This window comes from Xanthobacter cornucopiae (assembly GCF_043195065.2).
Taxonomy (GTDB): domain Bacteria; phylum Pseudomonadota; class Alphaproteobacteria; order Rhizobiales; family Xanthobacteraceae; genus Xanthobacter.
The window spans coordinates 63,105-89,630 of record NZ_JBAFWM020000001.1; the positions used below are offsets into that span (position 1 = coordinate 63,105).

Sequence of the window (26,526 nt, forward strand, 5' to 3'; positions counted from 1 at the left end):
TTGATGCGAGCGACCTTGCCGCGGCCGCGCCGGCGCGCCGGCTGGGCCATGCCGCCGCAGCGGCGCGCCTTGCACGATCCCGGGCGTCATCCTCGTCATGGCGCGCCGCGGCCGGCGGCGGTGCGCGACCTCATCGCCGACTTCGCACCGCGCCCCGACACGCGACGACCCGGCCGCCGCCATCACGGCACGCGTCCGCTTCAGCCCCCTTCCCCCCCTGAGGCTCAAGTCGTGGGTCAGCCCGGGGGGCAGGTCCCTGTCGATCGAGGACGAGGGCCTCCAGCGCAGCTGCCGGCGCGGGAAGGATGGCGCGGCGCGCGGTCGTCCGAATCTCAGTCTAAGGGAAGCGGCCTGGCCATTCGCGCGACCTGACCCGGGCCAGAGCTGCGCGGGCCAGAGCTGCGCGGGCCAAGACGTGCCATATCGCCTCGCTCGCGCCACGATGCAGGGGAGAGACAGCCACGCGCAAGTTCTCCCACCTCCGAAACACCTATGCTCAGCCGCAGCCAGAGGCTGCGACAACGGAGCACGCGGCGGAAGCGGACGGCGGGGGAGCGGATCGATGCGGGTGCTGATCACCGGAAACATGGGGTATGTCGGCCCCGTGCTCACCCGTGTCCTCAAGGCAGAGGATCCGACGATCGAGCTGATCGGCTTCGACACCGGCTTCTTCGGCCACGCGCTCACCGGCGCCGACAGCCTGCCGGAGACCCTGCTGGCGCGCCAGCACTTCGGCGACGTACGCGATTTTCCGGCCGAGCTGCTGGAGGGGGTGGACGCCGTGGTCCACCTCGCCGCCATCTCCAACGATCCCATGGGCAAGGAGTTCGAGGAGGTCACCACGGCCATCAATCGCGACGCCAGCGTGCGCATTGCCCGCATGGCGGCCGCGCGCGGGGTCGGGAACTTCGTCTTCGCCTCCTCCTGCTCCATGTACGGCGCCACCGAGGGCCGGCCGCGCCGGGAGGACGACCCCACCAATCCCCTCACCGCCTATGCCCGCTCCAAGATCGGCACCGAAGACCAGCTGCGCGACGCCGATTTGGGCGGGATGGTGTTCACCTCGCTGCGCTTCGCCACCGCCTGCGGCATGTCGGACCGCCTGCGGCTCGACCTGGTGCTGAACGACTTCGTCGCCTGCGCCACCGCCGCCGGCGAGATCAGCGTGCTCAGCGACGGCACCCCCTGGCGCCCCCTCATCGACGTGGAGGACATGGCGCGCGCCATCTCCTGGGCGATCCGCCGCGCGCCGGACAATGGCGGGCGATGGCTCGCGGTGAACGCCGGGCGCGACGAGAACAACTATCAGGTCCGCGACCTCGCGCAGGCCGTGGGCGCCCGCGTGCCCGGCGCGGCGGTGCGCATCAATGCCGATGCCCCGCCCGACCATCGCTCCTACCGCGTGGACTTCTCCTTGTTCCGCGCGCTGGCGCCCGCCCATCTGCCGCGGGTGCCGCTCGACGGCTCCATCGCGCGGCTGGTCGCCGGCCTCGGCCGCATGGGTTTCGCCGATCCCGGCTTTCGCGAATCCGCCTTCATGCGCTTGCATCTGCTGCGCCGCCATGTCGCCTCAGGCCGGCTCGGCGCCGATCTGCGCTGGGTCCGGGCGCCACTGTAATCCCTCACCTCCCCCTGCCCTTGCCCCTCCCCCTCCCCACGCCGCCCTCGAAGGCGTGTCTGCGGCCGGAGGAACGGCATCGGCCGCGGACCTGCGTGAAGCGCCGGGTGGCCTGGCGCGATGGCGGCGAGGCGGACATGGGCATTCCGCCGGAGAGCACCCCCGCGCTGGCGCGCCGGATCCTCGACGCGCCCATGCCGGATATGGGACGGCCTTTCGCCCCGGCCGCCCCCGTGGCGTCCTGCGGCCGGACCTGGAGGTGGAATGAACACCGCATCGGGAAGCTGCGACGCTGTTTCCTCCCGTGACGCCATCTCCAAATATTCCACGATGAAGGGCCGGCAAAGCCGACATGCGCTTCGGATTGCCTCTTCATCAGCTGTTTCGTCCATGCTCCGCGCACAATCCAAAGCCGCGGCCGCACGACACAGGGCCAGATCGGCCCGGGCGGGCGGGTGCCCCCGGAGGCGGCCACGATTTCCTTGACAGTCCCGCGCGGGACGGGCGATCAAAATCCTGCGTCTCGCATATCGGGCCATGGCCGATTGCTCGGTTCACACCCGCAGGGATTGGCTCAACGCGCATGGGACAGCACACGGAACAGCCGCTGCGGCGGGAAGAGCCCGAGGAAAAGATCGTGCGCCATGCGGCGCTGCTCTCCACCCAGCTCCAGGCCATCCGGGAAAAGATGTATCCGCCGGAAGCGCAGAAGTCGCTGCGCCGGTTCATGACCCACGAGGTCGCCAAGATCACCTCGATCCCGGAACCGACCCTGCGCCTCCTGTCCAGCGAGGGGCGCGGCCCCATTCCCGAACGGCTCGACAACAACTACCGGGTCTACACCCTGGAGCAGGTCAACGCGCTCCGGCGGCTGCTGGCCGAGATGAAACCCGCCGAGGCGGGCCGCTACCTGCCCCGCCGCCGGGCGGGGGAGCACCTGCAGGTGATCGGCATCGTCAACTTCAAGGGCGGCAGCGCCAAGACCACGACCGCCGCCCACCTGGCGCACTACCTGGCCCTGCACGGCTATCGCGTGCTGGCGATCGACCTCGACCCCCAGGCCTCCCTCTCCGCTTTGTTCGGCGCCCAGCCCGAGATCGAGGTGGGGGAGAACGAGACCATCTATGCCACGCTCCGCTATGGGCCGGCACGCCGGCCCATGCGCGACATCATCCGCCAGACCTATTTCCCGGGGATCGACCTGATCCCGGCCAACATCGAGGTGATGGAATACGAGCACGAGACCCCGCGCGTGCTCGCCGCCAAGTCCGAGCTGAAGGAGAGCATCTTCTTCGAGCGCCTCAAGCTGGCCATCGCCGAGGTCGAGGACGATTACGACGTGGTGGTCCTGGACACGCCCCCCTCCCTGGGCTTCCTGACCCTCGGGGCCATCTACGCCGCCACCGGCCTCATCGTGACGGTTCACCCCGCCATGCTCGACGTCCTGTCCATGAGCCAGTTCCTGCTGATGATGAGCGACCTCATCGACGTGATCCACGCCGAGGGCGGGCGCCTGCGGCAGGACTTCTTCCATTACCTGATCACCCGCCACGATCCCAACGACCAGCCCCAGGCGCAGATCGTCTCCATGCTGCGCCACCTCCTGGCGGAAGACGTGCTCACCCCCGCCGTCCTGGAGAGCACGGCGATCGAGAGCGCCAGCCTCGCCAAGCGCACCCTGTACGAGCTGGAGCCGGGAAACGTCAGCCGCGACACCTTCCGGCGCGCCAGGGACGCCATGGACGCCGTCAACGACCGCATCCTCGAGCTGATCCACCAAAGCTGGGGCCGCCCATGACCAAGAAGCCCGCGAGCAAGTCCATCATCGCCAGCTTCGGCCTGCTCTCGTCCGCCTCCCCCGAGACGACCGCCGGGGACCCCCCGCCGGCGGCCCGCCCCCTGGCCCGCGTCGGCGCCGGCGTCATCGGCGCCACCCAGCGCTCCCTGGCCGAGATCCGCGAGGAGCGCGACCGGCTGCAGGCCCTGGTCGCCAAAGGCGGGGGGCTGGAGCTCGACCCCGACGTCATCGACCCCTCGCCCTTTCCCGACCGCCTGCCCGACGACGGCGGCGCCGCGTTCGAAGCCTTCACGGCAACCATCGCCGCCGAGGGGCAGAAGGTGCCGATCCAGGTGCGCGCCCATCCCGGCGCCCCCGGCCGCTACCAGGTGGTCTACGGCCACCGGCGCTGGCGCGCGGCCAAGGCGCTGGGCCGGCCGGTCAAGGCCATCCTCACAGATTTGTCCGATGCCGAGCTGGTGGTGGCGCAGGGCATCGAGAACGCGGTCCGCCAGGACCTGAGCTGGATCGAGCGCGCCCTGTTCGCCTGGCGCATGGACCAGGCCGGAGTGAAGCCGCGCGACATCAAGGCCGCCCTGTCCATCGACGATCCTGAGCTGGCCCGGCTGCGGGCGGTGCCGCGCATCGTCCCCGTGGATGTCATCGAAGCCATCGGCCGCGCCCCAAAGATCGGCCGGCCGAGGTGGATGGCGCTCGCCGCCGCCATCGAGGCCGACGCCGGCGCCCTCGACCGCCTGCGGGAAACCTTGTCAGCTGACAAGGTTCTCGGCTCCGACGCCCGCTTCAAGGCCGCCCTCGCCGCCGCAGCGCCAGCCGTAGCGCCGGAGGAGCTGCGCTTTTCCGACCGGTCGGGGCGGGTGGTCGGCACCGTCACCTTCGACAAGGCCGGTACTCGCATACGTTTAGACCGGGGCGACGCCGACGCCTTCGCTCAATTCCTGCGCGCCGAGCTGCCGGGCCTGATGGAGCGCTTCGCCGGCCGCTCCCGCCCGCCGACCTCCTGACACGGCCTCCACCCGCGGGACGCCCGTTTCTCCATAAGTGGCGCGGCCTTTATGATGACGAGGGCCACGGGAGGATGGTATAGGTTTCGCCCAGATACGAAATATTCCAAAATCCTAAGCATTAGGACAGATGTACGGTCGAGCCATGAGTGACAAGGCAAATGAACTTTTCGATGGGCCCGGCCTTCGCATCGCCTATCTGCAGCGCAACAGTCCCGGCCTGCTCGTTGTTTCCTTCACCGGGCGCGACCCCGCCCCACCCGCCGCCGCGGGGGCAGGGGAGGGATTTCTTGCCAAGAACGACATCGACGCCGTCCATGTCATCAGCAAGAAGAACCACTGGTGGCAGACGCCCGACTGGGACGAAGGCCTGCGCCTGATCCGCGCCTATGCCGCCGGACGCGGCGCGCGCGAGATCGTCACCTACGGCTCCAGCATGGGCGGATACGGCGCCCTGGTCGCCTCCAAGGCCCTGGGAGCGGCCCGCGTCGTCACCTATGCGCCGCAGTTTTCCGTCGATCCCGTGGTGGCGCCGTGGGAAACCCGGTGGCTGTCGGATGCCAAGGCGATCAAATTCGCCACCACGCCGTTCGCCGAGCTGGTGGCGGCGCAGGCGGTCTATATCTTTTCCGACCCCTTCTTCGAGGCCGACCAGCGCCATGTCCTGGAGATCGCCCGCCATGCGCCTGTGCGCCACCTGAAGGTGGCCTTCTCCGAGCATGACGTGTCGCGGGTGCTGAGCGATTGCGGGGTGCTGAGCACGGTGACGCTGGAGGCCCTGCGCGGCACGCTGGAGGTGAATGCGTTCACCCACAGCTTCCGGACGGCGCGCAAGCGCACCCCGCTGGTGTACGGCGGCGCCTCGCGCCTGCTCCACCAGCACAGGCACACCGCCGCCGCCCTCCTGTTCGGCCGCCATGGCTTCGAGATGCTGGCCGCCGACCCGGCCAGCCGCGGCAATGCCGAGCGCGACCGGATGGTGCTCGGCTTCATCGGCCTCCTGGTGGAGCACAAGCAGGCCACGGAAGCGCTGAGCGCCCTCGACCGCTGGACCAGCCGGACCCCGGAACGGCAATTCGCCTATGAGCGGCTGCGGGCCCAGGCGCTGAACCTGCTGGGGCAGTTCCCGGCGGCGCTGGAGGCCGTCAACAACGCCATGTCCGGCCGCCCCTCGGAACGGGGCACGCACACCGTCGCCGCCGCCATTCTCGGCGGCCTCGGCCAGCCCAGTGAAAGCCTGTCCTTCTTCGAGAAATACGAAGCCTATCTCACCCGCTACCCGGCCAGCATCGTCGCCTTCTCCAGGCTCATGCGGGAACAGGGGTTCGCCAGCCTCGGGAAAAACCTGGTGGTGAACGGGGCGGAGAAGTTTCCGACCGACAAGAAGATCATGAAGGAAATGACGGTCCTGGGCTGACCGGCGCACCGCCCGATCCGCACGCCGCGCGGATCGGGCCCATCGCGGCGCCATCCCCCATCCGCCCCGGGGCGCGGGGATAGCCCGCCCCTGCGCCCCCGCCGCCCCTCCGCTGGCGTCTCGGCACGTGCGCGCCATGACAGCGCCCCAGATCCTTCCCCGCGCCTGATCCTTGAGCTGAAGCGCCTTCCCCGCGCGCCCGGCCCCACACGCCAAGGCCCTGTCGGGCCAAGACGCGTCGGACCTCGTCCGACCGGCCCGCACCGATGCCGCTCAAGCGACGGGGTGACCGGTGGGCGTGAAGAACATCCGTCAAACCAATGCTCCGGGCCGTAGACTCATAAGCGCGGAGCAACAGCCGCATTGAGGCGAGTTGGACCATGGCTAGGAACCTGTCCGAGTAATGGCCTCGACGGGGCGACCTGGAAGTGATTCACTTCGCTCATGGCCAAGGTGTTTCGCTCCTGGGATGTGGATCAGGGCTGGCTTCTGCCGCCCTCGCTGCACGAGTTCGTGCCGACCGGGCACGTGGCTCACTTCATCCGTGACACGGTGCGGGAGGCGCTGAACCTCTCGGCCATTCTCGACACTTACACCGGGGAGCGCTGCTACCCGCCCTATCATCCCGGGATGATGGTAGCGCTGCTCCTCTACGGCTACAGCCGGGGTGTGTATTCCTCGCGCCAGCTCGCCCGCGCTTGCGAGGAACGGGTCGACGTGATGGCGGTGAGCGGCCTGAACCGACCCGATTTCCGCACCATCGCCGACTTTCGTAAGCGCCACCTTGTGGCCTTGTCGGACCTGTTCGTGCAGGAGCTGCGGCTGTGCCGGGCCGCTGGCCTGATCCAGTTCGCCCACGTGGCAGTGGACGGGACCAAGCTGAAGGCTAACGCGTCGCGCCATAAGGCGATGAGTTACGGGCGGATGAAGACGAGCGAGCCAGCGTTGGCGGCTGAGGTCGACGCCTGGCTGGAGCGGGCGCGCGTGGCCGATGCGGACGAGGAGCGGGCTCATGGCGTGGACCGGCGCGGCGACGAGACGCCGGCCTGGATGGCCGACAAGCAGCGGCGGCTGGAGATGATCCACGCCGCCAAGGCCGCACTGGAAGCCGAGGCTGCTGCTCCGCCGGATCCGGATGACGAGAGTGGGCCGGGGGCCTCGTCGGGCATGCGCTGGCAGGGCCGGCGCCTGCGAGGCGAGGATGGCGGACCGCCCGACCGGGCGCAGAAGAACTTCACAGATCCCGACAGGCGTATCCTGCCGACGCGCGACGGTTTCATCCAGGGCTACAACGGCCAGATCGCGGTCGATGCCGCGCATCAGGTGATTGTGGCGCATCGCCTTGTGACGAACCCCGCCGATTACCGCGCCCTCGTTCCGCTTGTCGACGACATCTCCACCCATCTCGGACGCAAGCCCCGTGAAGTCTCAGGTGATGCCGGCTTTGCCAGCGAGGCGAACCTGGCTGCGCTGGAGGCACGTGGGATTGCAGGCTATCTCGCTCCGGGCCGCGCGCGTCACGGCGCGGCGGATGCGTCCGGCCACCGGCGGCTGGCGAAGATGCCCCTGATGAGCGTGATGGCGGCTCGGCTGAAGCGGGCCGGCCGTCGGAGCCGCTACCGGCTCAGAAAACAGGTAGTCGAGCCGGTGTTCGGGCAGATGAAGCAGGCCAGAGGCTTCCGCCAGTTCCTGCTGCGTGGCCTCGATCAGGTCCGAGGCGAGTGGGCGATGATCTGCACCGCCCACAACCTCCTGAAGCTCGCTCACGCAGAGCCCTGAGCCCGGAACGTCCTCAACTTCCAGATACCGCTTACCCTCAATCCAGTCGCTTCAACCTCTTACTCGGACAGGCTCCTAGGGTCAAAACCCAATCATTGGTTTGAGGATGCATGGTTTTCCTGATTCATAGGGGCATGGATCACGGGAGGCGACGTATGGCATTGTTCTGGTTGTCGGATGCGGCGTGGGCGGCGATCGAACCGCATCTGCCGAAAAACCAACCCGGTGCGCGGCGTGTTGATGACCGGCGGGTGATCTCCGGCATTCTGCACGTCCTCAAGGTCGGCTGCCGCTGGTGCGATTGCCCGGCCGACTACGGGCCATCGACGACGGTCTACAATCGGTTCAATCGCTGGTCTCGCCGGGGCTTCTGGCTCCAGCTGCTCGACGCGCTGGTAGAGGCCGGTGCGGTCACAAAGAGCACAGCGATCGACAGCACCTACATCAAGGCGCAGCGCGCGGCATTCGGGGCAAAAGGGGGCGGACAGCGCAGGCTATCGGTCGCTCGCGTGGCGGCTGGACAACCAAGGTCCACGCGCTCACCGACGTCATCGGCCGTCCCTACGCGCTGATGCTGACACCCGGCAACGTGAGCGACATGAAGGCGGCCCCCAAGCTTCTCGAACGGGCCGGGACCATTCGTTACCTGCTGGGCGACAAGGGCTACGATGCCGACCGCTTACGCCGCCTGGCTCGCGAAGCGGGTGCCACGCCCGTCATACCGGGCCGTCGCAACCGCAAACGTACCATCCGATATGACGAAGCGCGCTACCGGGGCCGCCATCTGATCGAGAATGCCTTCTGTCGCCTCAAGGACTTCCGGCGCGTCCACACCCGTTACGACAAACTCGCTGCCAACTTCCTCTCAGCCGTAGCGCTCGCCACCGCCATCGCCTTCTGGCTCTGATCGAGTCTCAGCCCTAGAGTCGGCATCGACCTCCACATCGACCCCGACCGGGCTGTCTCGGCATCGGTCCTGACGTTGCAACCACCGAAATCCACCTATCCGCAGTCCCCAGACCGGTTGATAGAACCGTTCAGCCTTCTGGAATTGGGATTTTTGATTGCGCAGGTGGAAGTCGCCGGGTAGCTATTGCGCGTTGAACGTAGGTCGGTTCATGCCCCGAAAGGGCCGGCAGGCGGGCACATAATCGCGTTTGCCCTCCAAGCAACGGGGCCCTGTCGGCTGCGGTGGTACTTGCCCTCCGAGGGGACTCCAAGAGTCGCCAGGACATGCACGACATTCACCTGTTCGTTCCACATTTCGATGTCGAAGCATCTCTCGCGGAAATCCGGACCTGCCTTGAAAAGGGCTGGACCGGCCTTGGCTTCAAGACGGTGGAATTCGAGACGGCCTGGACCGAGTACACGGGCCTGCCCCATGCCCACTTCGTCCACCTCGGGATTGCATCTGGCGGTCAAGATCCTAAAGGATCGCGGCGGCTGGCAGGACGGTGACGAGATCATCACCACCCCATTCACCTTCGTCTCGACGAACCACGCCATCGTCTACGAAAACCTGAAGCCGGTGTTCGCCGACATCGACACGCACCTGTGCCTCGATCCGATCGCCGTGGAGCGCTTGATCGGGCCGCGCACCCGGGCGGTGATGTTTGTCGGCATTGGCGGCAACACCGGGCAATGGCCGGTCATCGTGGAGCTGTGCCGCCGGCGCGGCCTCTCCCTCATCCTCGATTCCGCCCATCAGGCGGGCACCACGCTGGCCGGGCGCGCGCCGGGCCTCGACGCCGACGCTACGGTGTTTTCATTCCACGCGGTCAAGAACCTCGGGACTGCAGACGGCGGCATGGTCTGCTTCGCCGATGCGGCCGACGACGTGCGCGCCCGGCGGCTGTCGTGGCTCGGCATCGACAAAGACACTTTCCAGCGCACCCTCGACGGCGGCAACTACAAGTGGCGCTACGAGGTGAACGAGATCGGCTACAAGTACCACGGCAATTCCATCATGGCCGCGCTCGGCCTGGTGCAATTGCGCCGGCTGGAGGCGGACAATGCCCATCGCCGGCGGATCAGCGCCGTCTATGACGAGGAGCTGGCCGGCATCGCCGGCATCAGCCTGATTCCGCAGCCGCGCGACACGGTGTCGTCGCGCCACCTGTATCAGGTGCGGATCGCGCGGCGCGACGCGGCGATCCCGTTCCTGAACGGCCACCGCATTTTTCCCGGTGTGCACTATCGCGACAACACACAGTACCAAGTCTATATCGAGGCGCAGGGCACCTGTCCCGAGGCGGCCCGCGCGGGCGATGAGGTGCTGTCCCTGCCCCTGCACCTGGGAGTCGCGGAGGACGATGCCCGGCGCGTCGCCGGCGTGCTGCGCCAGTTCGTCGTCGACGCGACCTGAGGGCGGTCATGCTCACCGCGGCGGCCTTCCAGACGGGAGAAACCCTCCTTCCGCGCCGGAGCCGGGAGCGGCCGGATGTCTCGGTGCTGATGCCGTTGCTGCGGCCGCGCCGTTCCCCGCACCTGGAACGGGCCGTGGAGAGCGTCCTCGCACAGCGCGGAGTGGCGTTCGAGCTCGTGCTGATCGACGACGGCAGCGGCGACGACACCTTCTCGCTGCTCCAGCAATGGCATGCCCGCGACCCTCGGGTGACGGTGGTGCGCTATCCGCGCCATTGCGGCCTGCTGGGCCTGCGGCTGGACGACGGCCTGCGGCATGCCACCGGACGCTTCATCGGCTACCAGCTTGACACTGTGTTGCTGCGCCCCGGGGCGCTCGCCTGTCTCTATAGCGCCGCCGCCGCGGCGAGCCCGGACACGGTCGTGGTGTTTGCAACCGGCGCGCGCGTCCCGGCACCGGAGGACATCTCGCCCGGCGCTCCGGTGGCCGGTCTTGCCGGCATCGGCATCGATGAGCCGCACCAGCTCACCTACGAATCGACGCGGCCTCTGCTGCTGCCGGCCAGCCTCCACCCGCGGGGTCTCGTCGCGAAGATCGGGGGCTTCGATCCGCGGGTCGTCCTGGATGGCGTCACCACCCGCGACTTCTGGATGCGGGCGCGGCAGGTGGGCGGATTTCAGCGGCTGGACGAGATCCTGGTGCTGGTCATCGACGAGCCGGCCCCCGGTCCGGCGATTTCCATCGCCGATCTGGTGCGCGGGCTGCGCGATTGGCGCGCCCTTGCTCCGCAGCTCGCGCCCGAGGCGGTGGCGCGCCTGGACCTGCTGGACATTCGTGAGCCGCTGCAGGCCGTCGACCGGCAAGTGCTGTGCGATGGCGTGCTGCGTGCGTTCATCGCCAGTCGCTGCGCGCTGGGCGAGATCGTCGGCACCACCGTGAACGGCCTGCTGCTGGCCGGCCACCACATCCACCTGGATGTCGTGGGGCGGGCCGACGGAACCCCAAGCGCCAAGATCGCCTTCGCCGACTTCGCGCGGCTCTACCCGGAGCATATCGCCTTGCGCTTCACCAAGCGCGCCCCGGTCTACGCCTGGACGGACCCACCCCGCGCGCTGGTCGAGTTCCGCACCTTCCTGCCGCTCGACGAGACCGCCCGGACGCGGGCGCGGGCGCGCGGCGACGCGATATTCTACGGCATGGACGACGACCTGCTCAGCATGGAGCGCCTGGTCGACGACCCGGGCTGGCAACCGGAAGGTGAATTTACCCGCAACGTGCGCGCCAAGATCGCCGATGCCGACTTCAGCTTCGTCTATTCAGATCCGCACCGGGCGCGCATCGGCTCCCTTTCGCCGCGGGTGGCGACGCTGAGCACCAACAGCGAAGCACGCCTGCTGGCCCCCGCGCTCCCGCCCCGGCGGCGGCGGCGCAGCTATGTCATTCTCAGCCAGAAGATGCGAAGCGAGGAGATGGATGCGTTCGCCGAGGAGGTTCTGTCCTTCTTCGACGACAATCCAGACACCACGGTGCTGAACGTCTTCAGCCGACCCGAGGACCGCCAGCGCTACGAGGGCCATTTCGCCGGGGGCAACATCGAGTTCCTGAATGCGCTGACCTTCCATGAATTCTACGAATTCATCCATAGGCGTGGATTTGACTTCATCATCAATATCCAGAATGACGACCATGCCTTTTACACGGCAAAGTCTCCTCGGAAATTCATCGATTCTGTGATCGCAGGCGCCGTTCTGGTCACTTCCGACGCGCGGATTTTCGCATCCGTGCCCGATGATGTCTGCATCAAGGTTCCCTCCCGCCCCGGCGCGTGGCGGGAGGCGCTGGAGCGCACCCTGGGCCTGGCGGACGGTGCGCGGCGAACCATGGTCGAGCAGGCGGCGGCCTGGACACGGCCGCGCTTTGCCACGGAAAGCCAGTTCTTCCAGTTCATGGCCACCTACACCGCTGGCGCGCTGCATGCGCTGCTGCGCTCGCGGGCCCGGGCCTCGGGCCGGGCCCGCATCGTGCTCGCGGAGGAGGCGGCGCGCGCGGCGGCGCTTGCCCCCGTGCTGGAAGCTTTCGGCTTCGAGGTCGTCACGGCGCCGCCGGCCGCGTCGGAGAGCCTCATCACGCAGACCCTCGCGCGCGCGGATTTCCTCCATGCCGACACGCCGGACTCGCCCTGGATCGCCGCCGCGGCGGCGCGCGGGCTCCCGACCGTCGCGGGGCTGCCGTCGGCCGCCGAACAGGCCTGTGTCGGCTTCGCCCTGGGCGTGGAAGGGCCCGATGGACTGATCGCCGAGACGCCGCAGCGCTGGGCGGAGGCGGCGCGGCTCGTTCCAGGGCTCGGGTTGCACCTGCTGCCGTCCCCCCAGGCCTTTCCCCTTGATCCGCCCCCGCCACCGGAGCCGCCCGCCGCGCGGCTGCGGTTCGCCCTGGCGTGCGCGCCGGAAGACCGCGAATTCGGCACGGCTCTGCTGGCCGAGGCGATCCTGCTGGAGACGCGGCAGCACGCGTGGCGCGTCGAGGTCGCCTTGCCGTTCACCGTGGACGAGCTGGAGGCCTGGCGGCGCCGCTGGCCGCTTCTGGCGGACACCGCTATGGTTCCGCTGGCGGGGACGGCAGCCGACGTGATCGTGGCGTGCGGAGAGACGGCGGAGAGCTTCCGGGCCGTGCTCGGCGCCCTTCATGCCCGCATCCCGGTCATTGCGATCGGCTCGCGGGACGCGGCGGCGCTCCTGATCTCCGGCCATAACGGCTTCGTGGTGCCGCATCGCGACAGCGCCGCGCTGACCACCGCGCTGCAGCAGGTGGCGTCCCTGTCCACGGACCAGCGCCTGGCCATCGCCGCGCAGGGAAGCGCCACCGCTTTCGCCTATTGCGGCGAGACGCAGATCGCGGCACGGCTCTTGGATGCGTACGTTCTGGCGGCGCGGACGCGGCGGGATCGGTCGGCTGACAGGGCACGGACCCGCTTGTCTCCAGCCCCGCGCCGCCGCATCGAGATTACCCTTCCGCCGGGGCCGCAGCTCCTGCTGCTCGGCTTCCGCTCCCCTGATCCCGATGGCGCGCGGATTCGGACGGGGCGCTTCTCGACCGGCTGGCGGGCCACGGCATACCCGCACCTGCCGCCCCGCCTGCGGGCCCGAAGCAACGTGACCGAGGCGGCCTGCTTCGAGGTGGAGGCACACAGCCTGCTCGTCGGGCTGCGGGCCGGGCCGGGCGGCGCCAGCGTCGGTGTCAGTGTCGACGGCGTGCGCCGTGATGTCTTTGTCAGGGGTGTCCTCTGGTACGACATCGGCCAGCACGTGGAGGGGACGGCGGAACGTCCCACGCCTGCCGCGTGACGCCACGGCGCGAGGGAACGCAGGGTGCCGACCGAGGTTCAAAAGGCGTGGAGCCAATGACGATCGCCGACGAGATCACCACCCACACGGCCGAGGCCCGGCGCATCAGGGCCCTTCTGATCGGCCAGTCCTGGCCGGGCATGGACCCGCGGGCACACGACGCATGGAACGACGTGGCCACAGCCATGGCCGGCCTGTTCGAGGCCCTCGCCCGCGCCGGGGCGGGCCCGACCTTTCTCGCCGGCGTCGAGGAGGCGATCCTGGCCGCCCAGGCGGAGCCCCCACCTAAAAGTCCGCTGCCCGGTACCTTCGCCGCCTTGAACCAGCCCGGTCTGCTGACGCTGAACCTGCAGAGCTACGGCGCGCCCTCGCCGGACACCTGCCTCCGCCTGTCCCGCCGGATCGAGCACAGCTATATGCTCTCGTTGTCGAACGACTGGAAGGGCGGCGGCCTCATCACGGCCCGGTTCGAAGCCTTGCCGTTCCAGGATGCCAGCATCGACCGCATCTATTTTTATTGCGGTGTGGAATCGAGCCTGGAGCCCGGCGCGGTCCTGGCTGAATGCCTGCGCGTGCTGCGTCCGGGCGGGATGCTGCTGCTGCGCACGCCGCAGCGCCTGTCCCTGGGTGCCAGCCGCACCGACTTCATGCGCCTGACACCGAAGGGCTATCGCCGCATCTTCGCCAGCCTTGACGCACAGGACGTGCGCGTCAGCTCCGATGAGAACGGGTGGGCGCAGGTGCGCCAGCTGGTGCGCGAGATGGCGCCTGCGGCCGGCCTCGCCGACACCGCGCAGACCCAGGCACGGGTAATGCAGCAATTGGTGCTGCGCCTGCTGGAAGGGCTTGCGGCCGGCGACCGGCAGTTCGCCGACCTCGTCCTGCCCGGAGGCCCGGTCACGGTGTGCGCCAGCAAGCGCGGACAGCACGCGCCCCGAAGCGATCTGCCCCCGCTCGACATCCAGGCGGAGCCCGGCCCGCTCCTCGCCCTGGTGGCGAAGCTGCTGCGTTGCCCGGTGTCCGGCGGCCCGCTGGAGGCCTGCGCCGAGGGCTTGCGCAGCAACGACGCAGGCCGCACCTATCCGATCATCGCCGGACGCCTGCGTTTCGACGCCGCGGCAGGGGGAGGACAATGATGGCCGTGCTTTCATCCGACGCGCGCCTGGCCCTGAAGCCCCAGCCCCTCAAGGGCGGCTCCGTGGTGCTGGAGCCGCTGCACGCGGACCATGCCGACCTGGTGGTGGCGTGGCGCAACCATCCGCAGATCCGCCCCTATTTCTTCGCCGGTCCCGCCTTCACCCGCGAGGGTCAGCTCGGCTGGACACAGCGCCAGCGGGCCCGGGACGACGATTTCACCTATGTCATCCGCGATGCGGGAAACACGGCGGTGGGCATGGCCGCCATCTATGACTTGCAGCCGGAGACGGCATCGGCGGAATTCGGCCGCATCCTGGTAACGCCCGACGCACGGGGCCACGGCCATGCCGCGGCCGCCATCGATGCGCTCCGCATCCTGGCGTTCGAGCGGCTGGGCCTGCGGCTGCTGTACGCCTGCTGTCGCATTGAGAACCTGCGCATCCACGCGATCCTTCGGAAAGCCGGCTTCCAGGAACTGCCTGGCGTCCGCTCCACCGAAGGCGGCGAAGCCATGCTCCGCTTCGAGCTGCACGCCCCGGATCCCGCCCCGGCAGGCGCAGCGCCCACCCCATAGGAAGGCCTCGGCATCCGTCCCCCCCGCGCCGAACGGCCCGCGCCCTTCCTGGCTCCCCAGCGGCACCTAGGCTCAGGACTCACTAATCATAGCCAGAAGATGACGGTGGCTGCGATGCAGATGGCTGAGAAGAAGGTGTGGGCGCATCGGTCGTAGCGTGTGGCGATGCGGCGCCAGTCCTTGAGTTTGGCGAATAGGTTCTCGACCTTGTGTCGTTGGCGGTAGAGGGCCTTGTCATAGGCGAAAGGCCGCTTGCGGCTCCTGGATGATGGAATGCAAGGCGCGATCCCCTTGGCGGCGAGCGCGTCCCGGAACCAGGCGCTGTCATAACCCCGATCGGCGATCAGACTCTTGGCCGGCGGCAAGGCATCACGTAGACGATGCCGCTCACCACCCGCCGGTCATCCACCCGCGGAACCCCATGGGCCAATGGGAAAAACGGCGAGATCCGCGCCATCTGTGACCTGAGCCCCTTTTCTCCTCCAGTTTAGGAGAGAGTCCGCATGTTGGTTTGTGGCCTCAGGCGGCCACGGTTTCCAGTGTGAGTGTTGCGGCAAATTCGGCTGGGGATCGATGGCCCAGCGCCGAGTGAGGTCGGTTGAGGTTATAGTCCTCCTTCCATGAGCCGATGGTGGCGCGGGCCTGCGCCAGGTTCGAGAACAGGGTCTCATTCAGGCATTCGTCCCGGAACCGGCCGTTGAAGCTCTCCACGAAGCCGTTCTGCATGGGCTTGCCCGGGGCGATATAGTGCCATTCGACGCCCGTCTGCTGGCACCATTTGAGGACCGCCATCGAGGTCAGCTCGGTGCCGTTGTCCGAGACGATGGCCGAGGGCTTTCCCCGGATGGCCATGAGCGCATCCAGCTCGCGCGTCACCCGAAGGCCGGACAGCGAGGTGTCGGCCACCAGCGCCAGGCATTCCCGGCTGAAGTCGTCGACCACGGCCAGCACCCGGAAGCGGCGACCATCCGTGAAGGCATCCGACACGAAATCGAGGCTCCAGCGGACATTGATCCGATCCGGTACCAGCATGGGCCGCCGCGTGCCGAGCGCCCGCTTGCGTCCTCCGCGCCGGCGCACCTGGAGCTTCTCCTCCCGGTAGAGCCGGCGCAGCTTCTTGTGGTTCATGACGATGCCCTGCCGCCTCAGCATGACGTGGATCCGCCGGTAGCCGAACCGGCGGCGCTCGCCGGCCACGGCCTTAATGGCCTCCCGTAGGCGTGCATCGTCGGGACGGACGCTGCGATAGCGCATACTGGTGCGATCGACGCTCAGGGCCTTGCACGCCCGACGCTGGCTCACCCCGTGCTCGGCACAGGCATGGGCCACGGCTTTACGCTTCGCGTCGGGCGTCACCATTTTTTTGCGGCGACATCCTTCAGGATGGCGTTGTCCAGCATCTGCTCGGCGAGCAGCTTCTTCAGGCGGGCGTTCTCATCCTCGAGCGCCTTCAGACGGCGGGCATCGGACACGTCCATGCCGCCATACTTGGCCTTGAACTTGTAGAAGGTGGCCGAGGAGATGCCGTGCTTGCGGCAGACGTCCGCCGTCTTCGCGCCCGCCTCCTGCTCCTTCAGCATCCCAATGATCTGTTCCTCAGTGAACCGTGAGGCGCGCATCGTCCGTCTCCGTGAGCGACGGACTCTACCCAAATCTGGAGGAGATCCAGGGGCTCAGGTCACGAACACCTCGCCCCCCGCAGGATCTTCCACCCCGCAGGATACCCCCCAAAGGAGCCGCCCCATGACCGCCCCCACCCGTCGTCACCTGCTCGGCGCCCTGGCCGGGCTCGCCGCCCTCGCCGGCGCCGTCCTCGGCGGCCCCTTGCCGGCGCGCGCCGACCAGCTCGCGGACATCAAGGCGGCCGGCGTGCTGCGGGTGGCGACCTTCGATGCCAATCCGCCGTTCGGCGCCATCGACCCGAAGACCTACGACATCGTCGGCTACGACGTGGACTTCGCCAAGGCCATCGCCACGGCGCTCGGGGTCCGCCTGCAGCTGGTGCCCACCAATCCCGCCAACCGCATCCCGCTGCTGCAGTCGGGCAAGGTGGACCTGATCGTCGCCGACATCACCATCACCCCGGAGCGGGCGCAGGTGATCGACTTCTCGACCCCTTACTTCATCACCGGACAGGAATTGCTGGTCCCGGTGGCCGCCTCCGACCGGCTCGCCGACTATGCCGCCGCCCGCATCGGCGCCGTGAAGGGCACCACCGGCGAGCAGGAGCTGAAGGCGCGCTTCCCCAACAGCCGCGTCCTGTCCTACGACGACATCCCCCTCGCCCTCGCCGCCCTGCGCAACGGCTCGGTGGACGCCATCTCCCAGGACAGCACCATCCTCGGCGGCCTGCTGGCCGGCGCGCCCGACCGGGCCAAGTACAAGATCCTGCCGCAGGCCCTGAGCCGGGAGGAGATCGGCATCGGCATCGCCCGCGGGCAGCCGGCGTTGCGCGCCAGGATCAATGCCATCCTGGTCGACCTCGAGCGCAGCGGCGAGGCCGCACGCATCTACGACGCCTGGTTCGGGCCGCAGAGCCGGTTCCCCCAGGCCCGCACCTTCACCATCGCCGCGCAGTGAGGCACCGATGACCGCCCCCGCCGCGCCGCTGATCGAGTTCCGGAACATCCACAAGTGGCATGGCGCCCTGCACGTCCTCGACGGCATCAACCTGACCGTCGGCCGCGGCGAGGCGCTGGCCATCATCGGCCCCTCCGGGTCGGGCAAGTCCACCCTGATCCGGCTGGTGAACCGGCTCGAGACCATCTCCGAGGGCGAGATCGTCATCGACGGCGTGCCCACCGCCGCCTTCTCCGGGCGCCGCCTGCGCGCGCTGCGCTCGGACATCGGCTTCGTGTTCCAGCAGTTCAACCTGTACGGCCACCTGAACGCCCTCGACAACGTGGCGCTGGCGCTGCGCAAGGTGCGGCACGTGCCGCGCGCCCAGGCGGAGGCCCACGCCCGGGCGCTGCTGGAGCGGGTCGGGCTCGCCGACAAGGCCGGCCATTACCCCGCCCAGCTGTCGGGCGGGCAGCAGCAGCGGGTGGCCATCGCCCGGGCGCTGGCCACCGCGCCCAAGATCATCCTGTTCGACGAGCCGACCTCCGCCCTCGACCCCGAGATGATCGGCGAGGTGCTGGCCGTGATCCGCGAGCTGCCCAAGGCCGGCATCACCATCCTGGTGGTCACCCATGAGATGAGCTTCGCCCGCGAGGTCGCCGACCGCGTCGCCTTCATCGACGGCGGCGCCATCCTGGAGGTGGAGCCGCCGCGGACCTTCTTCTCCGCCCCCTCCCACCCGCGCACCCGGCGCTTCCTGCAACAGCTGCTCTCGCCGCTCAGCACCGTGGAGGCCTGATGGCCGGCATCACCCTCGACTTCGCCGGCGTCCTCGCCGGACAGCCCGGCCAGTGGCTGCTGGCCGGCGTCCTGATGACGATCTACGTGACCATCGCCGGCAGCCTGGTGGCGACGCTGCTGGCGGGGCTGCTGCTGGGGCTGCGCATCTCGCCGGTGACACCGCTGCGCGCCATCGCCATCGCCCTCATCGAGGTGTTCCGCAACACGCCGATCCTGGTGCAGTTCCTGTTCTGGTACTTCGCCGCCTATGCGGCGCTGCCGGCGCCGGTGCGCGGCTTCATCACCGCCGATCATCCCTGGGCGGTGCTGCCGGTCAACAACCTGCTGCTGGCGCCCGAATTCATCGCCGCCGCCTGGGGGCTCGGGGTGTTCACCGCCGCCTTCCTGGCCGAGGAGTTGCGCGCCGGCCTCAACGCCATCCCGCGCGGCCAGCAGGAAGCCGCCCTCTCCCAGGGCTTCGGCCACTGGCAGACGCTGCGCCTCGTGCTGCTGCCGCAAGCGCTGGCCAATGCCTGGCAACCGCTGGTCACCCAGTATCTGAACCTCATGAAGCTGTCGTCGCTGGCCAGCTCCATCGGCCTCGCCGAGCTGACCTACCAGGTGCGGCAGATCGAAAGCTACAACGCCCACGCCTTCGAGGCGTTCGCGGCCGGCACCGCGCTCTATCTGCTGCTCGGCCTCGTGCTCGGCCGGCTGCTGACCGGGTTCCGGCCCGGCCAGCGACCGACCCCGCGACCGGGCGGGCGCGCCGCCCAGACCCCGGCCGGAACCGCGGCCGCCAACGTAGGAGCGGGCGGCGATGCCTGACTTTTCCGTCATCCTCGACAATTTGCCCTATTTCCTGTGGGGACGGGCCTTCGACGGGCAGCCCGGCGGCCTCCTGCTCACCCTTATCATGTCGGTGGAGGCCGGGGCGCTGGCGCTGGTGGCGGGGGTGCTGCTCGCCCTCCTCGCCTGGCTGGCCGGCGGCTGGACCCGCAGGCTGCTGTTCGCCTGGGCCGACCTGATCCGCGGCATTCCGCTCATCTTCGTGATCTTCTGGCTGTATTTCCTCGTCCCGGCGGTGTTCCAGGTCAATCTGCCCGACACGCTGACGGTGGTGCTGGCCATCGCCTGGTTCACCTCGGCGGCGGTCATGTATTCCACCCTCGCCGGCCTCGACGCCCTGTCCCGGGGACAGCTGGAGGCCGGGCTGTCGGCCGGCTTCTCCCGGGGGGAGGTGCTGGCCTATATCCTGCTGCCGCAGGCGGTGCCGAACGTGCTGCCGTCGCTGACCGGGGTCCTGATCTCCCTGGTCAAGGACACCTCCCTTGCCTTCATCGTGAACGTGCCGGAGCTGACGACGGTGGCCGGGCAGGTGAACAACCGCACCCAGGTCCATCCGACCGAGATCTTCATCTTCACCGGCGCCGTCTATTTCCTGATCTGCGGGTCGCTCTCCGGGCTCGCCGGCGCGCTTCACCGGCGGCTGGCGCCGGCGCGGTGATCCCTGCGCGCCAGAACGCCGCCGGGCATCGGAGGGATGGCGATAAATCGCATGGGATGGCCGTGGGCCGGGTTCGTGCATTTTCCGCACAAATCCACGCTACGGACTAAAAGTCCCGTCCCTACGCTTTCCTGGTGGCCCTGATCCCGCATCAACCTGGCGGGACGTCCATCCCGAACGATGGACGAGGGCCGGCGGGGGTCTGGCGGAACCGTTCCATCGGACCATGATCGAAGGCTGTGAAGGGTCGTGGAAAAGAGGTTTTTTGATACCTTCAATCCACTTGAAAAAATCAAAATCCGAATTTTCCGCCTTGTTCTGTGATTCTGATTCTGTTCGGTATCTAATGTTCTGAGATGTTCTGAAATGTTCTGTATCTATAGTGTGCGCCACCAAGTCTGCGTGAGAGGCGCCACCAGGTCTGCGTGAAAGGCGCCACCAGGTCTGCGTGCCAAAACGGGGGTGGCGCCACCAAGTCTGCGTGGGTGCGCCACCAAGTCTGCGCAGGTGAGGCTGTAAGCCATTGGAATCAAACAGGTGAAAAAAACAGGGTGCGCCACCAAGTCTGCGTGCCCGAGAGCGGTGCCCGCCCGGCCGTCCCGGGCGCCACCAAGTCTGCGTGACCGGCCCTTGCCCGGAGGCGTGCGGGAGCGCCAGCAAGTCTGCGTGCATGGGCGGGGACCGGAGCGGGTGAGGGCGCCACCAAGTCTGCGTGGCGGGCGCGCTGCCCGGAGCGATGCGGGGCGCCACCAAGTCTGCGTGGAAAGAGGGGCACTAAGGTGCGGGAGGGCGCCACCAAGTCTGCGTGACCGGGGCGTTGCCGGAGGGACAGCGGAAGACACCGGGGGCGCCAGCAAGTCTGCGTGCCCGCCCGCGCCGCCACGGCGCGCCCGCCCGGCGGCGGGCGCGCGGACGTCCAAACAGGGTGGGGCGCCACCAAGTCTGCGTAGACAGTCGTTTGATGTATCAGGTCTTTTTGGCGGCGCGCGGGGCCGGGAGCGCCAGCACGTTCGGGTCGGCCGGCTCCATCACCAGGCCGTCCTCGGTCACCTTCACCGGGATCTTGGGGAGCACTTCCTTGAGGTGCGCCAGGTCCTGGGCGAACTGCGCGCGAAACGCGCGGGGCCGGGAGAAGGAGCCGCCGAACTGCTCGGCCAGGGCCTTCCAGCTGACGTGGAGGGTGGCGTCGATATTGTGCAGGCGGTAGCCCATCCAGGTGTAGAGGTCGAGCTTGCGGGCCGAGCCGGCGAAGGTGCGGATGACATGGGCGCTGACCGGCAGGGCATGGCGGTCGAGCGACTTGAAGAAGGCGTCGTTGAACGTCACCGTGTCCGGCCAGAACATCTTCTGGTCCGGGTTGAGGGTGGTCGGCAGCCAGACGTCGATGGAATCGAACGGGGTGATGCGGCGGGTGCGGGCGGTCTGCCCGCTGCCGTCCCAGACGCCGATCTTCATGTCGCAGGCGGCGAGCGCGTTCAGCTGCTCCTTGAAGGCCTGGAGCGTGCCCTTCTTGCCGCCGGTGACGGGAAAGCCCATGTCGCGGATGAAGCCGGAGAGGCTGTCGGCGATCTCGATGGTCGGGTTCTTCTGCCGGATCGCCTCCGAGCACAGGTAGATCATGATGAGCCGGGCCTTCGGGCCGAACGGCAGCGGCTGCTGCACCCACTGCTGGTCCTTGCCGGTGAGCTCGCCGGCCTGGATCAGCAGGCTCATGTTGCCCTGCTGCTTCTCGAAGCGGCGCACCTCCGGCGGCGGACGGTCATAGGGCATGCCGCACACGGCGATGACGCTGTGGATGTGGCGCAGGTCCGCCGGTGTCGGCGGGCTGGTCTCGATGGCATCGCGGACGATGGCGCGCCGGCGCTTCTCGCGCGGCATGAGGGCGAGGGCCTGGGTCCTGGCCGTCTCGGCCGCGCGCTCCTCGTCGCGGCGGCGCTGGGTGGTGACCAGCACGCCCACCTGGATCTCGAACGCGAAATGGCCGCGCGCGGCCTCGAGCTTGGCGCGCAGGTCGTCGTCGCGAATCAGGTGTTCGTCCGGGTGCCGCATGATCGTCAGGCTAGCACTACTTTGGCGGTTCCGAAAAGAGCAGCAAAGAGCCAACAATTAGCGCCGTCGACACCCTCATATAATACCTCTATGAAGGTTATCTGCGCTCCTTCCGGCCGACAAAAACAGGTTTCCAGAAGTCCGCAAACGCCAACTGCCAAAGTAGTGCTAGGACAGATCGACATTCAGTTCATCCAGATCATGGATGCGGCGAGGAATGCGAAGCCACTTGAAGTGGATGGTGCGGCGTTCGTAGCGGGTGGCGAAGCGATCCGCCGCCTGCCGCCGTGACATCCCGCCCTCAACGGCGGCAACCACCCGCTCGCGCAGGTCGACCGAGAGCGTCTTCGCCATCCATGTCGGCCTCCGTCTCCGACACGGAGCTGGAATCAGAAGCGGACCGATTCGGAAATCCAAGACGACTCATTCCGGGCGGAAAACGCTCTAATCATAGCCAGAAGATGACGGTGGCTGCGATGCAGATGGCTGAGAAGAAGGTGTGGGCGCATCGGTCGTAGCGTGTGGCGATGCGGCGCCAGTCCTTGAGTTTGGCGAATAGGTTCTCGACCTTGTGTCGTTGGCGGTAGAGGGCCTTGTCATAGGCGAAAGGCCGCTTGCGGCTCCTGGATGATGGAATGCAAGGCGCGATCCCCTTGGCGGCGAGCGCGTCCCGGAACCAGGCGCTGTCATAACCCCGATCGGCGATCAGACTCTTGGCCGGCGGCAAGGCATCACGTAGACGATGCCGCTCACCACCCGCCGGTCATCCACCCGCGGAACCCCATGGGCCAATGGGAAAAACGGCGAGATCCGCGCCATCTGGCGCGCGCTCAACAGGAACAAATCACCCATCGCAGCCTCCTCAACGGAGACTGTGAATCACACCCGCAGCTCAATTAATAGGTCCTGAGCCTAGGCTCAGGACCTATTAATTGACAGGCGGCGATATGCTTCAGATGGTGTTTGAGAAGGATTCCCATGGCGGGTTTTGCATGATTCATAGGGCGTCGGATCAACGAGCCGGGCCGACGCCCTATGCCCCGGAAGAAACCGCCCGCGCGGCGCCGCTACGACACGGACCTGACTGACGGACAATGGGATCTGATCGCGCCGCTGATCCCCGAAGCGCAGGCGGGCGGGCGCCCCAGGAAGGCCACATCGCGGGAGTTGGTGAACGCCATCCTCTATTTCTTGCGGGCCGGGATGGCGTGGCGACTTCTGCCTCATGACCTGCCGCCGTGGCAGACAGTCTATTATACCAACGGCCGTCATGAATGACCGATGAGTGCCCATTGGCGCCTGCCGATGGATGTGATGGTTTCTGGGTTTTCGGTGAGACTGCGCCAGGCCTCGCAGGCGGCATCGACAATGTCCGTGTAGGTCTTGACGTTGCCCCTGCTAGGTGTTTAGAGCGATTTCCGTTCATAATGGCTCATATCCTGCGGCCATGAAGAAGTTCTGGCATTCCTTTGGCGTGAAGCAGTCGATGAGGCGACCGATGGTGTCCCACAGGCCGGCGACGGAGCGCTCGGCGGCTTTGCGCAGGAGCGCCTTGAGCTTTGAGAATGCCTTCTCGATGGGATTGAAGTCGGGGCTGTAGGGCGGCAGATAAAGCAGACCGGCGCCGGCAGCCTCGATGGCGGCGCGGACCTGTGGCCCCTTGTGGGAGCCGAGATTGTCCATCACCACCATGTCGCCTGGGATGAGCTCGGGAATGAGAACCTGTTCCACATAGGCCTGGAATGCCACGGCGTTGATCGGGCCGTCGAGTACCATGGGTGCGACCATGCCGGTGGATCTCAGGCCGGCGACGAAGGTGGTCGTCTTCCAGTGGCCGTGCGGCACGCCGACCCGCAGGCGTTTCCCGCGCCGGCAACGGCCGTGGCGGCGCGCCATGTTGGTGGAAGCCCAGGTCTCGTCGATGAAGACGAGCCGCTCCGGGTCCAGGTCCAGTTGGCCGTCGAACCAGGCTTGGCGCTGTTTCAGGATATCGGGGCGGTCCTGCTCGGCCGCGTGCGCGGTCTTTTTTTCCAAGTGATGGCGTGACGGTCGAAGAAGCGCCAAAGCGTGCCGATGGCAAAGCGGTGCCCGTGGGCGGCCAGCTGATGCTGAAGCTCCATCAGGGTGATGTCGCTTGTCTCCTCCACCAACCTCAGGATCAGGTCGGCCTGCGCCTCGATCCGGGCGGAGAGGGTGTCACCGCCGCGCGGCTTGGCCGCGACGCTTCCGGTTTCCCGTACCCTGGCGCACCAGCGCACGGCGCTGGCGATACTCACCCCGAAGCGCTCGGCCGCCTGCCGCCGCGACATCCCGCCCTCGACGGCGGCAACCACCCGCTCCCGCAGGTCCAAAGACAGCGTCCTGGCCATGCATGTCGGCCTCCCTCTCCGACACGAAGCGTGAATCAGAACGCAGCTGATTTGGGAACCCCAGACGACTCAAAACGCGAGGAAATCGCTCTAGTCCCCGCATGTGATGGCTTGGCTGGCGAATGAAGAGTTCGGGCTTCTGGGTCGCGATCTGCCGGATGGCCTCGAAGGGTGTTTTGAAACGCAATGCCTTGAGTTGCTTGGCGTAGTTATAGGCCAGCAGCCAGTCGCGGACATGGCGCCTGAGATCGATCAAAGAAGCAGAGTGGAAGGAACGGACGGTGGCCTCCTTGATGGGGCGCACCATGCGTTCGGCCTGACCGTTGGTCCACGGATGATAGGGTTTGGTCAAGCGATGCTCGATGCCACGCTCAGCGCAGACCCTGCCGAAGACGTGGCTGACGAAGCCCTCCGCTGCCTTCCTGTCGTGCGGGATGAACTGCACGCCGTTGTCGGTGAGCACCGTATGGATCCGATACGGAACGGTGCCGGTCAGGGCCTTGAGGAAGCCCGCAGCCACCAGTTTTGTCGCTTTGCGGTAAATCCTGGCGAAAACGAGCTTCGCTTGTCCGATCCACCGCCACGAAGAGGTAAGCCTTCCCACCCTCATAATGCAACTCGGCGATCTCGATGTGGAAGTAGCCAATCTCGTAGGCTTTGAACCGCTTTGGCTTTTCGCGATCCGCTTTCGGCAGGCGCGAGATGCCATGACGCTGAAGGCAGCGATGCAGGGAGGAGCGCGTCAGATGCGGGATAACGTCCTTCAGGGCGAGGAAGACGTCATCCAGCGGCAGGCGGGCCTGCACCCGGAGCGCGACGATCGCAGCCTCTTCGACGGCGGACAGGACAGAGCTTCGCCGCTCCTTGGGCCCCATCGGCTCATCCTCGACCATCGAACGGGAACGCCACTTCCTCACGGTTTTCTCGTTGATCCCGTAGCGCCGCGCGAGTTCCGCGACCGGAGCTTTCGATCGCTGTAGCTCTGCTCGTACGGCGTGCGTGGCCTTGGCGCTCCCGTGAAGAACCTGCACCATAGCGTGTCCCTTTCAGATGGCGATAAACCTACGCCATCACACTCCGGGACTAAACACCTAGGGCTGAGACTCGATCAGAGCCAGAAGGCGATGGCGGTGGCGAGCGCTACGGCTGAGAGGAAGTTGGCAGCGAGTTTGTCGTAACGGGTGTGGACGCGCCGGAAGTCCTTGAGGCGACAGAAGGCATTCTCGATCAGATGGCGGCCCCGGTAGCGCGCTTCGTCATATCGGATGGTACGTTTGCGGTTGCGACGGCCCGGTATGACGGGCGTGGCACCCGCTTCGCGAGCCAGGCGGCGTAAGCGGTCGGCATCGTAGCCCTTGTCGCCCAGCAGGTAACGAATGGTCCCGGCCCGTTCGAGAAGCTTGGGGGCCGCCTTCATGTCGCTCACGTTGCCGGGTGTCAGCATCAGCGCGTAGGGACGGCCGATGACGTCGGTGAGCGCGTGGACCTTGGTTGTCCAGCCGCCACGCGAGCGACCGATAGCCTGCGCTGTCCGCCCCCTTTTGCCCCGAATGCCGCGCGCTGCGCCTTGATGTAGGTGCTGTCGATCGCTGTGCTCTTTGTGACCGCACCGGCCTCTACCAGCGCGTCGAGCAGCTGGAGCCAGAAGCCCCGGCGAGACCAGCGATTGAACCGATTGTAGACCGTCGTCGATGGCCCGTAGTCGGCCGGGCAATCGCACCAGCGGCAGCCGACCTTGAGGACGTGCAGAATGCCGGAGATCACCCGCCGGTCATCAACACGCCGCGCACCGGGTTGGTTTTTCGGCAGATGCGGTTCGATCGCCGCCCACGCCGCATCCGACAACCAGAACAATGCCATACGTCGCCTCCCGTGATCCATGCCCCTATGAATCAGGAAAACCATGCATCCTCAAACCAATGATTGGGTTTTGACCCTAGCCACGAGGGAGAGCACGGGTCGGCTTTGGTGCAAGTAAAATCAATATGTTAAATAAAATATTGTGCATTTTCATGCACGTTCGTCCGCATTCATTCACCTTCACGCATCATCGTGGCTGTTCGTGCCCGGAATGCGCCGGGACGAGAAGAGTCTCGTCCCGCTTCGTGGGGGTCTCCTTGCCCTGCGGGCTGCGTCGAACAAGGAGCTGGACGAGAGGAAGCGCCAAGCACCCGACCGGCGTGCAGAATGGGTCGCTCGCGGCTTGAGGGGGGTTCGAAAGGGGGC

At 67.4% G+C, this 26,526-nt stretch carries 18 protein-coding genes and 7 pseudogenes; 16 read left to right on the forward strand and 9 right to left on the reverse strand.

Annotated features, from left to right (window positions below; translation table 11 throughout):
* Nucleotides 1-562: 562 nt before the first annotated feature.
* The 11 genes and pseudogenes from V5F53_RS22015 (at nt 563) to V5F53_RS22065 (ending at nt 15,036) form a co-directional block, all read left to right on the forward strand.
* Complete coding sequence (locus V5F53_RS22015) at nt 563-1,618, forward strand: NAD-dependent epimerase/dehydratase family protein (protein WP_393998776.1); 1,056 nt, start codon at nt 563-565, stop codon at nt 1,616-1,618.
* A gap of 583 nt (nt 1,619-2,201) precedes the next feature.
* A complete protein-coding gene (gene repA, locus V5F53_RS22020; protein ID WP_393998775.1) occupies nt 2,202-3,416 on the forward strand; it encodes a plasmid partitioning protein RepA in 1,215 nt (404 codons plus the stop codon).
* Nucleotides 3,413-4,420, forward strand: a complete 1,008-nt coding sequence (gene repB / locus V5F53_RS22025) for a plasmid partitioning protein RepB (protein WP_393998774.1) — start codon at nt 3,413-3,415, stop codon at nt 4,418-4,420. The genes repA and repB overlap by 4 nt, the downstream gene beginning before the upstream one ends.
* Nucleotides 4,421-4,565: 145 nt before the next feature.
* A complete protein-coding gene (locus V5F53_RS22030) occupies nt 4,566-5,837 on the forward strand; it encodes a hypothetical protein (protein WP_393998773.1) in 1,272 nt (423 codons plus the stop codon).
* Nucleotides 5,838-6,281: 444 nt separating this feature from the next.
* Nucleotides 6,282-7,616 (forward strand): IS1182 family transposase, encoded by a 1,335-nt coding sequence (locus V5F53_RS22035; protein ID WP_393998772.1) that lies wholly within the window; start codon nt 6,282-6,284, stop codon nt 7,614-7,616.
* A 155-nt stretch (nt 7,617-7,771) separates the two neighbouring features.
* Nucleotides 7,772-8,523 (forward strand): annotated as a pseudogene (locus V5F53_RS22040) (IS5 family transposase).
* Nucleotides 8,524-8,849: 326 nt separating this feature from the next.
* The gene (locus V5F53_RS22045) at nt 8,850-9,074 is read left to right on the forward strand and encodes a hypothetical protein (RefSeq protein ID WP_393998841.1); all 225 of its coding nucleotides are present in this window, start codon (nt 8,850-8,852) and stop codon (nt 9,072-9,074) included.
* Entirely contained in the window at nt 8,998-9,981 is a 984-nt protein-coding gene (locus V5F53_RS22050; RefSeq protein ID WP_393998842.1) for a DegT/DnrJ/EryC1/StrS family aminotransferase, read from the forward strand. The genes V5F53_RS22045 and V5F53_RS22050 overlap by 77 nt, the downstream gene beginning before the upstream one ends.
* 8 nt (nt 9,982-9,989) lie before the next feature.
* Nucleotides 9,990-13,325: a glycosyltransferase gene (locus V5F53_RS22055; protein WP_509213023.1), complete on the forward strand. Its 3,336-nt coding sequence runs from the start codon at nt 9,990-9,992 to the stop codon at nt 13,323-13,325.
* A gap of 56 nt (nt 13,326-13,381) precedes the next feature.
* Entirely contained in the window at nt 13,382-14,461 is a 1,080-nt protein-coding gene (locus tag V5F53_RS22060; protein WP_509213024.1) for a methyltransferase domain-containing protein, read from the forward strand.
* Nucleotides 14,461-15,036: a GNAT family N-acetyltransferase gene (locus V5F53_RS22065; RefSeq protein ID WP_509213025.1), complete on the forward strand. Its 576-nt coding sequence runs from the start codon at nt 14,461-14,463 to the stop codon at nt 15,034-15,036. The genes V5F53_RS22060 and V5F53_RS22065 overlap by 1 nt, the downstream gene beginning before the upstream one ends.
* 86 nt (nt 15,037-15,122) lie before the next feature.
* Here the strand turns inward: V5F53_RS22065 and V5F53_RS22070 are convergent.
* Nucleotides 15,123-15,413, reverse strand: a pseudogene (locus V5F53_RS22070) (transposase); the annotation flags it as partial.
* Between the two features lie 142 nt (nt 15,414-15,555).
* Nucleotides 15,556-16,655 (reverse strand): IS3 family transposase gene (locus tag V5F53_RS22075; protein WP_393998807.1). Its coding sequence is split into 2 segments (ribosomal slippage): nt 15,556-16,394 and nt 16,394-16,655, totalling 1,101 coding nucleotides; the frame shifts between segments, so codons are not numbered across the junction.
* A 124-nt stretch (nt 16,656-16,779) separates the two neighbouring features.
* Between V5F53_RS22075 and V5F53_RS22080 the strand changes: the two genes are divergently transcribed.
* From V5F53_RS22080 to V5F53_RS22095, 4 genes are read left to right on the forward strand one after another with little or no spacing between them, the layout of a single operon-like run.
* Nucleotides 16,780-17,616, forward strand: a complete 837-nt coding sequence (locus V5F53_RS22080) for an ABC transporter substrate-binding protein (RefSeq protein ID WP_393998808.1) — start codon at nt 16,780-16,782, stop codon at nt 17,614-17,616.
* A 7-nt stretch (nt 17,617-17,623) separates the two neighbouring features.
* Nucleotides 17,624-18,394: an amino acid ABC transporter ATP-binding protein gene (locus tag V5F53_RS22085; protein ID WP_393998809.1), complete on the forward strand. Its 771-nt coding sequence runs from the start codon at nt 17,624-17,626 to the stop codon at nt 18,392-18,394.
* On the forward strand, nt 18,394-19,203 hold the full coding sequence (locus V5F53_RS22090) for an amino acid ABC transporter permease (protein WP_393998810.1): 810 nt from the start codon (nt 18,394-18,396) through the stop codon (nt 19,201-19,203). The genes V5F53_RS22085 and V5F53_RS22090 overlap by 1 nt, the downstream gene beginning before the upstream one ends.
* A complete protein-coding gene (locus V5F53_RS22095; RefSeq protein WP_393998811.1) occupies nt 19,196-19,882 on the forward strand; it encodes an amino acid ABC transporter permease in 687 nt (228 codons plus the stop codon). The genes V5F53_RS22090 and V5F53_RS22095 overlap by 8 nt, the downstream gene beginning before the upstream one ends.
* 966 nt (nt 19,883-20,848) lie before the next feature.
* Here the strand turns inward: V5F53_RS22095 and V5F53_RS22100 are convergent.
* From V5F53_RS22100 to V5F53_RS22115, 4 genes and pseudogenes are all read right to left on the reverse strand, one after another.
* Nucleotides 20,849-21,931, reverse strand: coding sequence for a replication protein RepA (locus V5F53_RS22100; RefSeq protein WP_393998812.1), 1,083 nt, complete (start codon nt 21,929-21,931; stop codon nt 20,849-20,851).
* Nucleotides 21,932-22,174: 243 nt separating this feature from the next.
* A pseudogene (locus V5F53_RS22105) lies at nt 22,175-22,285 on the reverse strand (IS630 family transposase); the annotation flags it as partial.
* Between the two features lie 94 nt (nt 22,286-22,379).
* Nucleotides 22,380-22,670, reverse strand: a pseudogene (locus tag V5F53_RS22110) (transposase); the annotation flags it as partial.
* The gene (locus tag V5F53_RS22115; RefSeq protein ID WP_509213026.1) at nt 22,637-22,783 is read right to left on the reverse strand and encodes a hypothetical protein; all 147 of its coding nucleotides are present in this window, start codon (nt 22,781-22,783) and stop codon (nt 22,637-22,639) included. The gene V5F53_RS22115 and the pseudogene V5F53_RS22110, both read right to left, overlap by 34 nt.
* Before the next feature lie 183 nt (nt 22,784-22,966).
* Here V5F53_RS22115 and V5F53_RS22120 point away from each other — a divergent pair.
* Nucleotides 22,967-23,188, forward strand: a pseudogene (locus V5F53_RS22120) (transposase); the annotation flags it as partial.
* A 165-nt stretch (nt 23,189-23,353) separates the two neighbouring features.
* On the opposite strand, the gene V5F53_RS22125 reads toward V5F53_RS22120, so the two are convergent.
* The 3 genes and pseudogenes from V5F53_RS22125 to V5F53_RS22135 form a co-directional block, all read right to left on the reverse strand.
* Nucleotides 23,354-24,300, reverse strand: a protein-coding gene (locus tag V5F53_RS22125; protein ID WP_509212974.1) for an IS630 family transposase whose coding sequence is annotated in 2 segments (ribosomal slippage) — nt 23,354-23,961 and nt 23,961-24,300 — 948 coding nt in all. Because the reading frame shifts where the segments join, the coding sequence is not laid out codon by codon here.
* Between the two features lie 94 nt (nt 24,301-24,394).
* Nucleotides 24,395-25,334, reverse strand: a pseudogene (locus V5F53_RS22130) (IS481 family transposase); the annotation flags it as partial.
* A 74-nt stretch (nt 25,335-25,408) separates the two neighbouring features.
* A pseudogene (locus V5F53_RS22135) lies at nt 25,409-26,205 on the reverse strand (IS5 family transposase).
* Nucleotides 26,206-26,526: the final 321 nt, after the last annotated feature.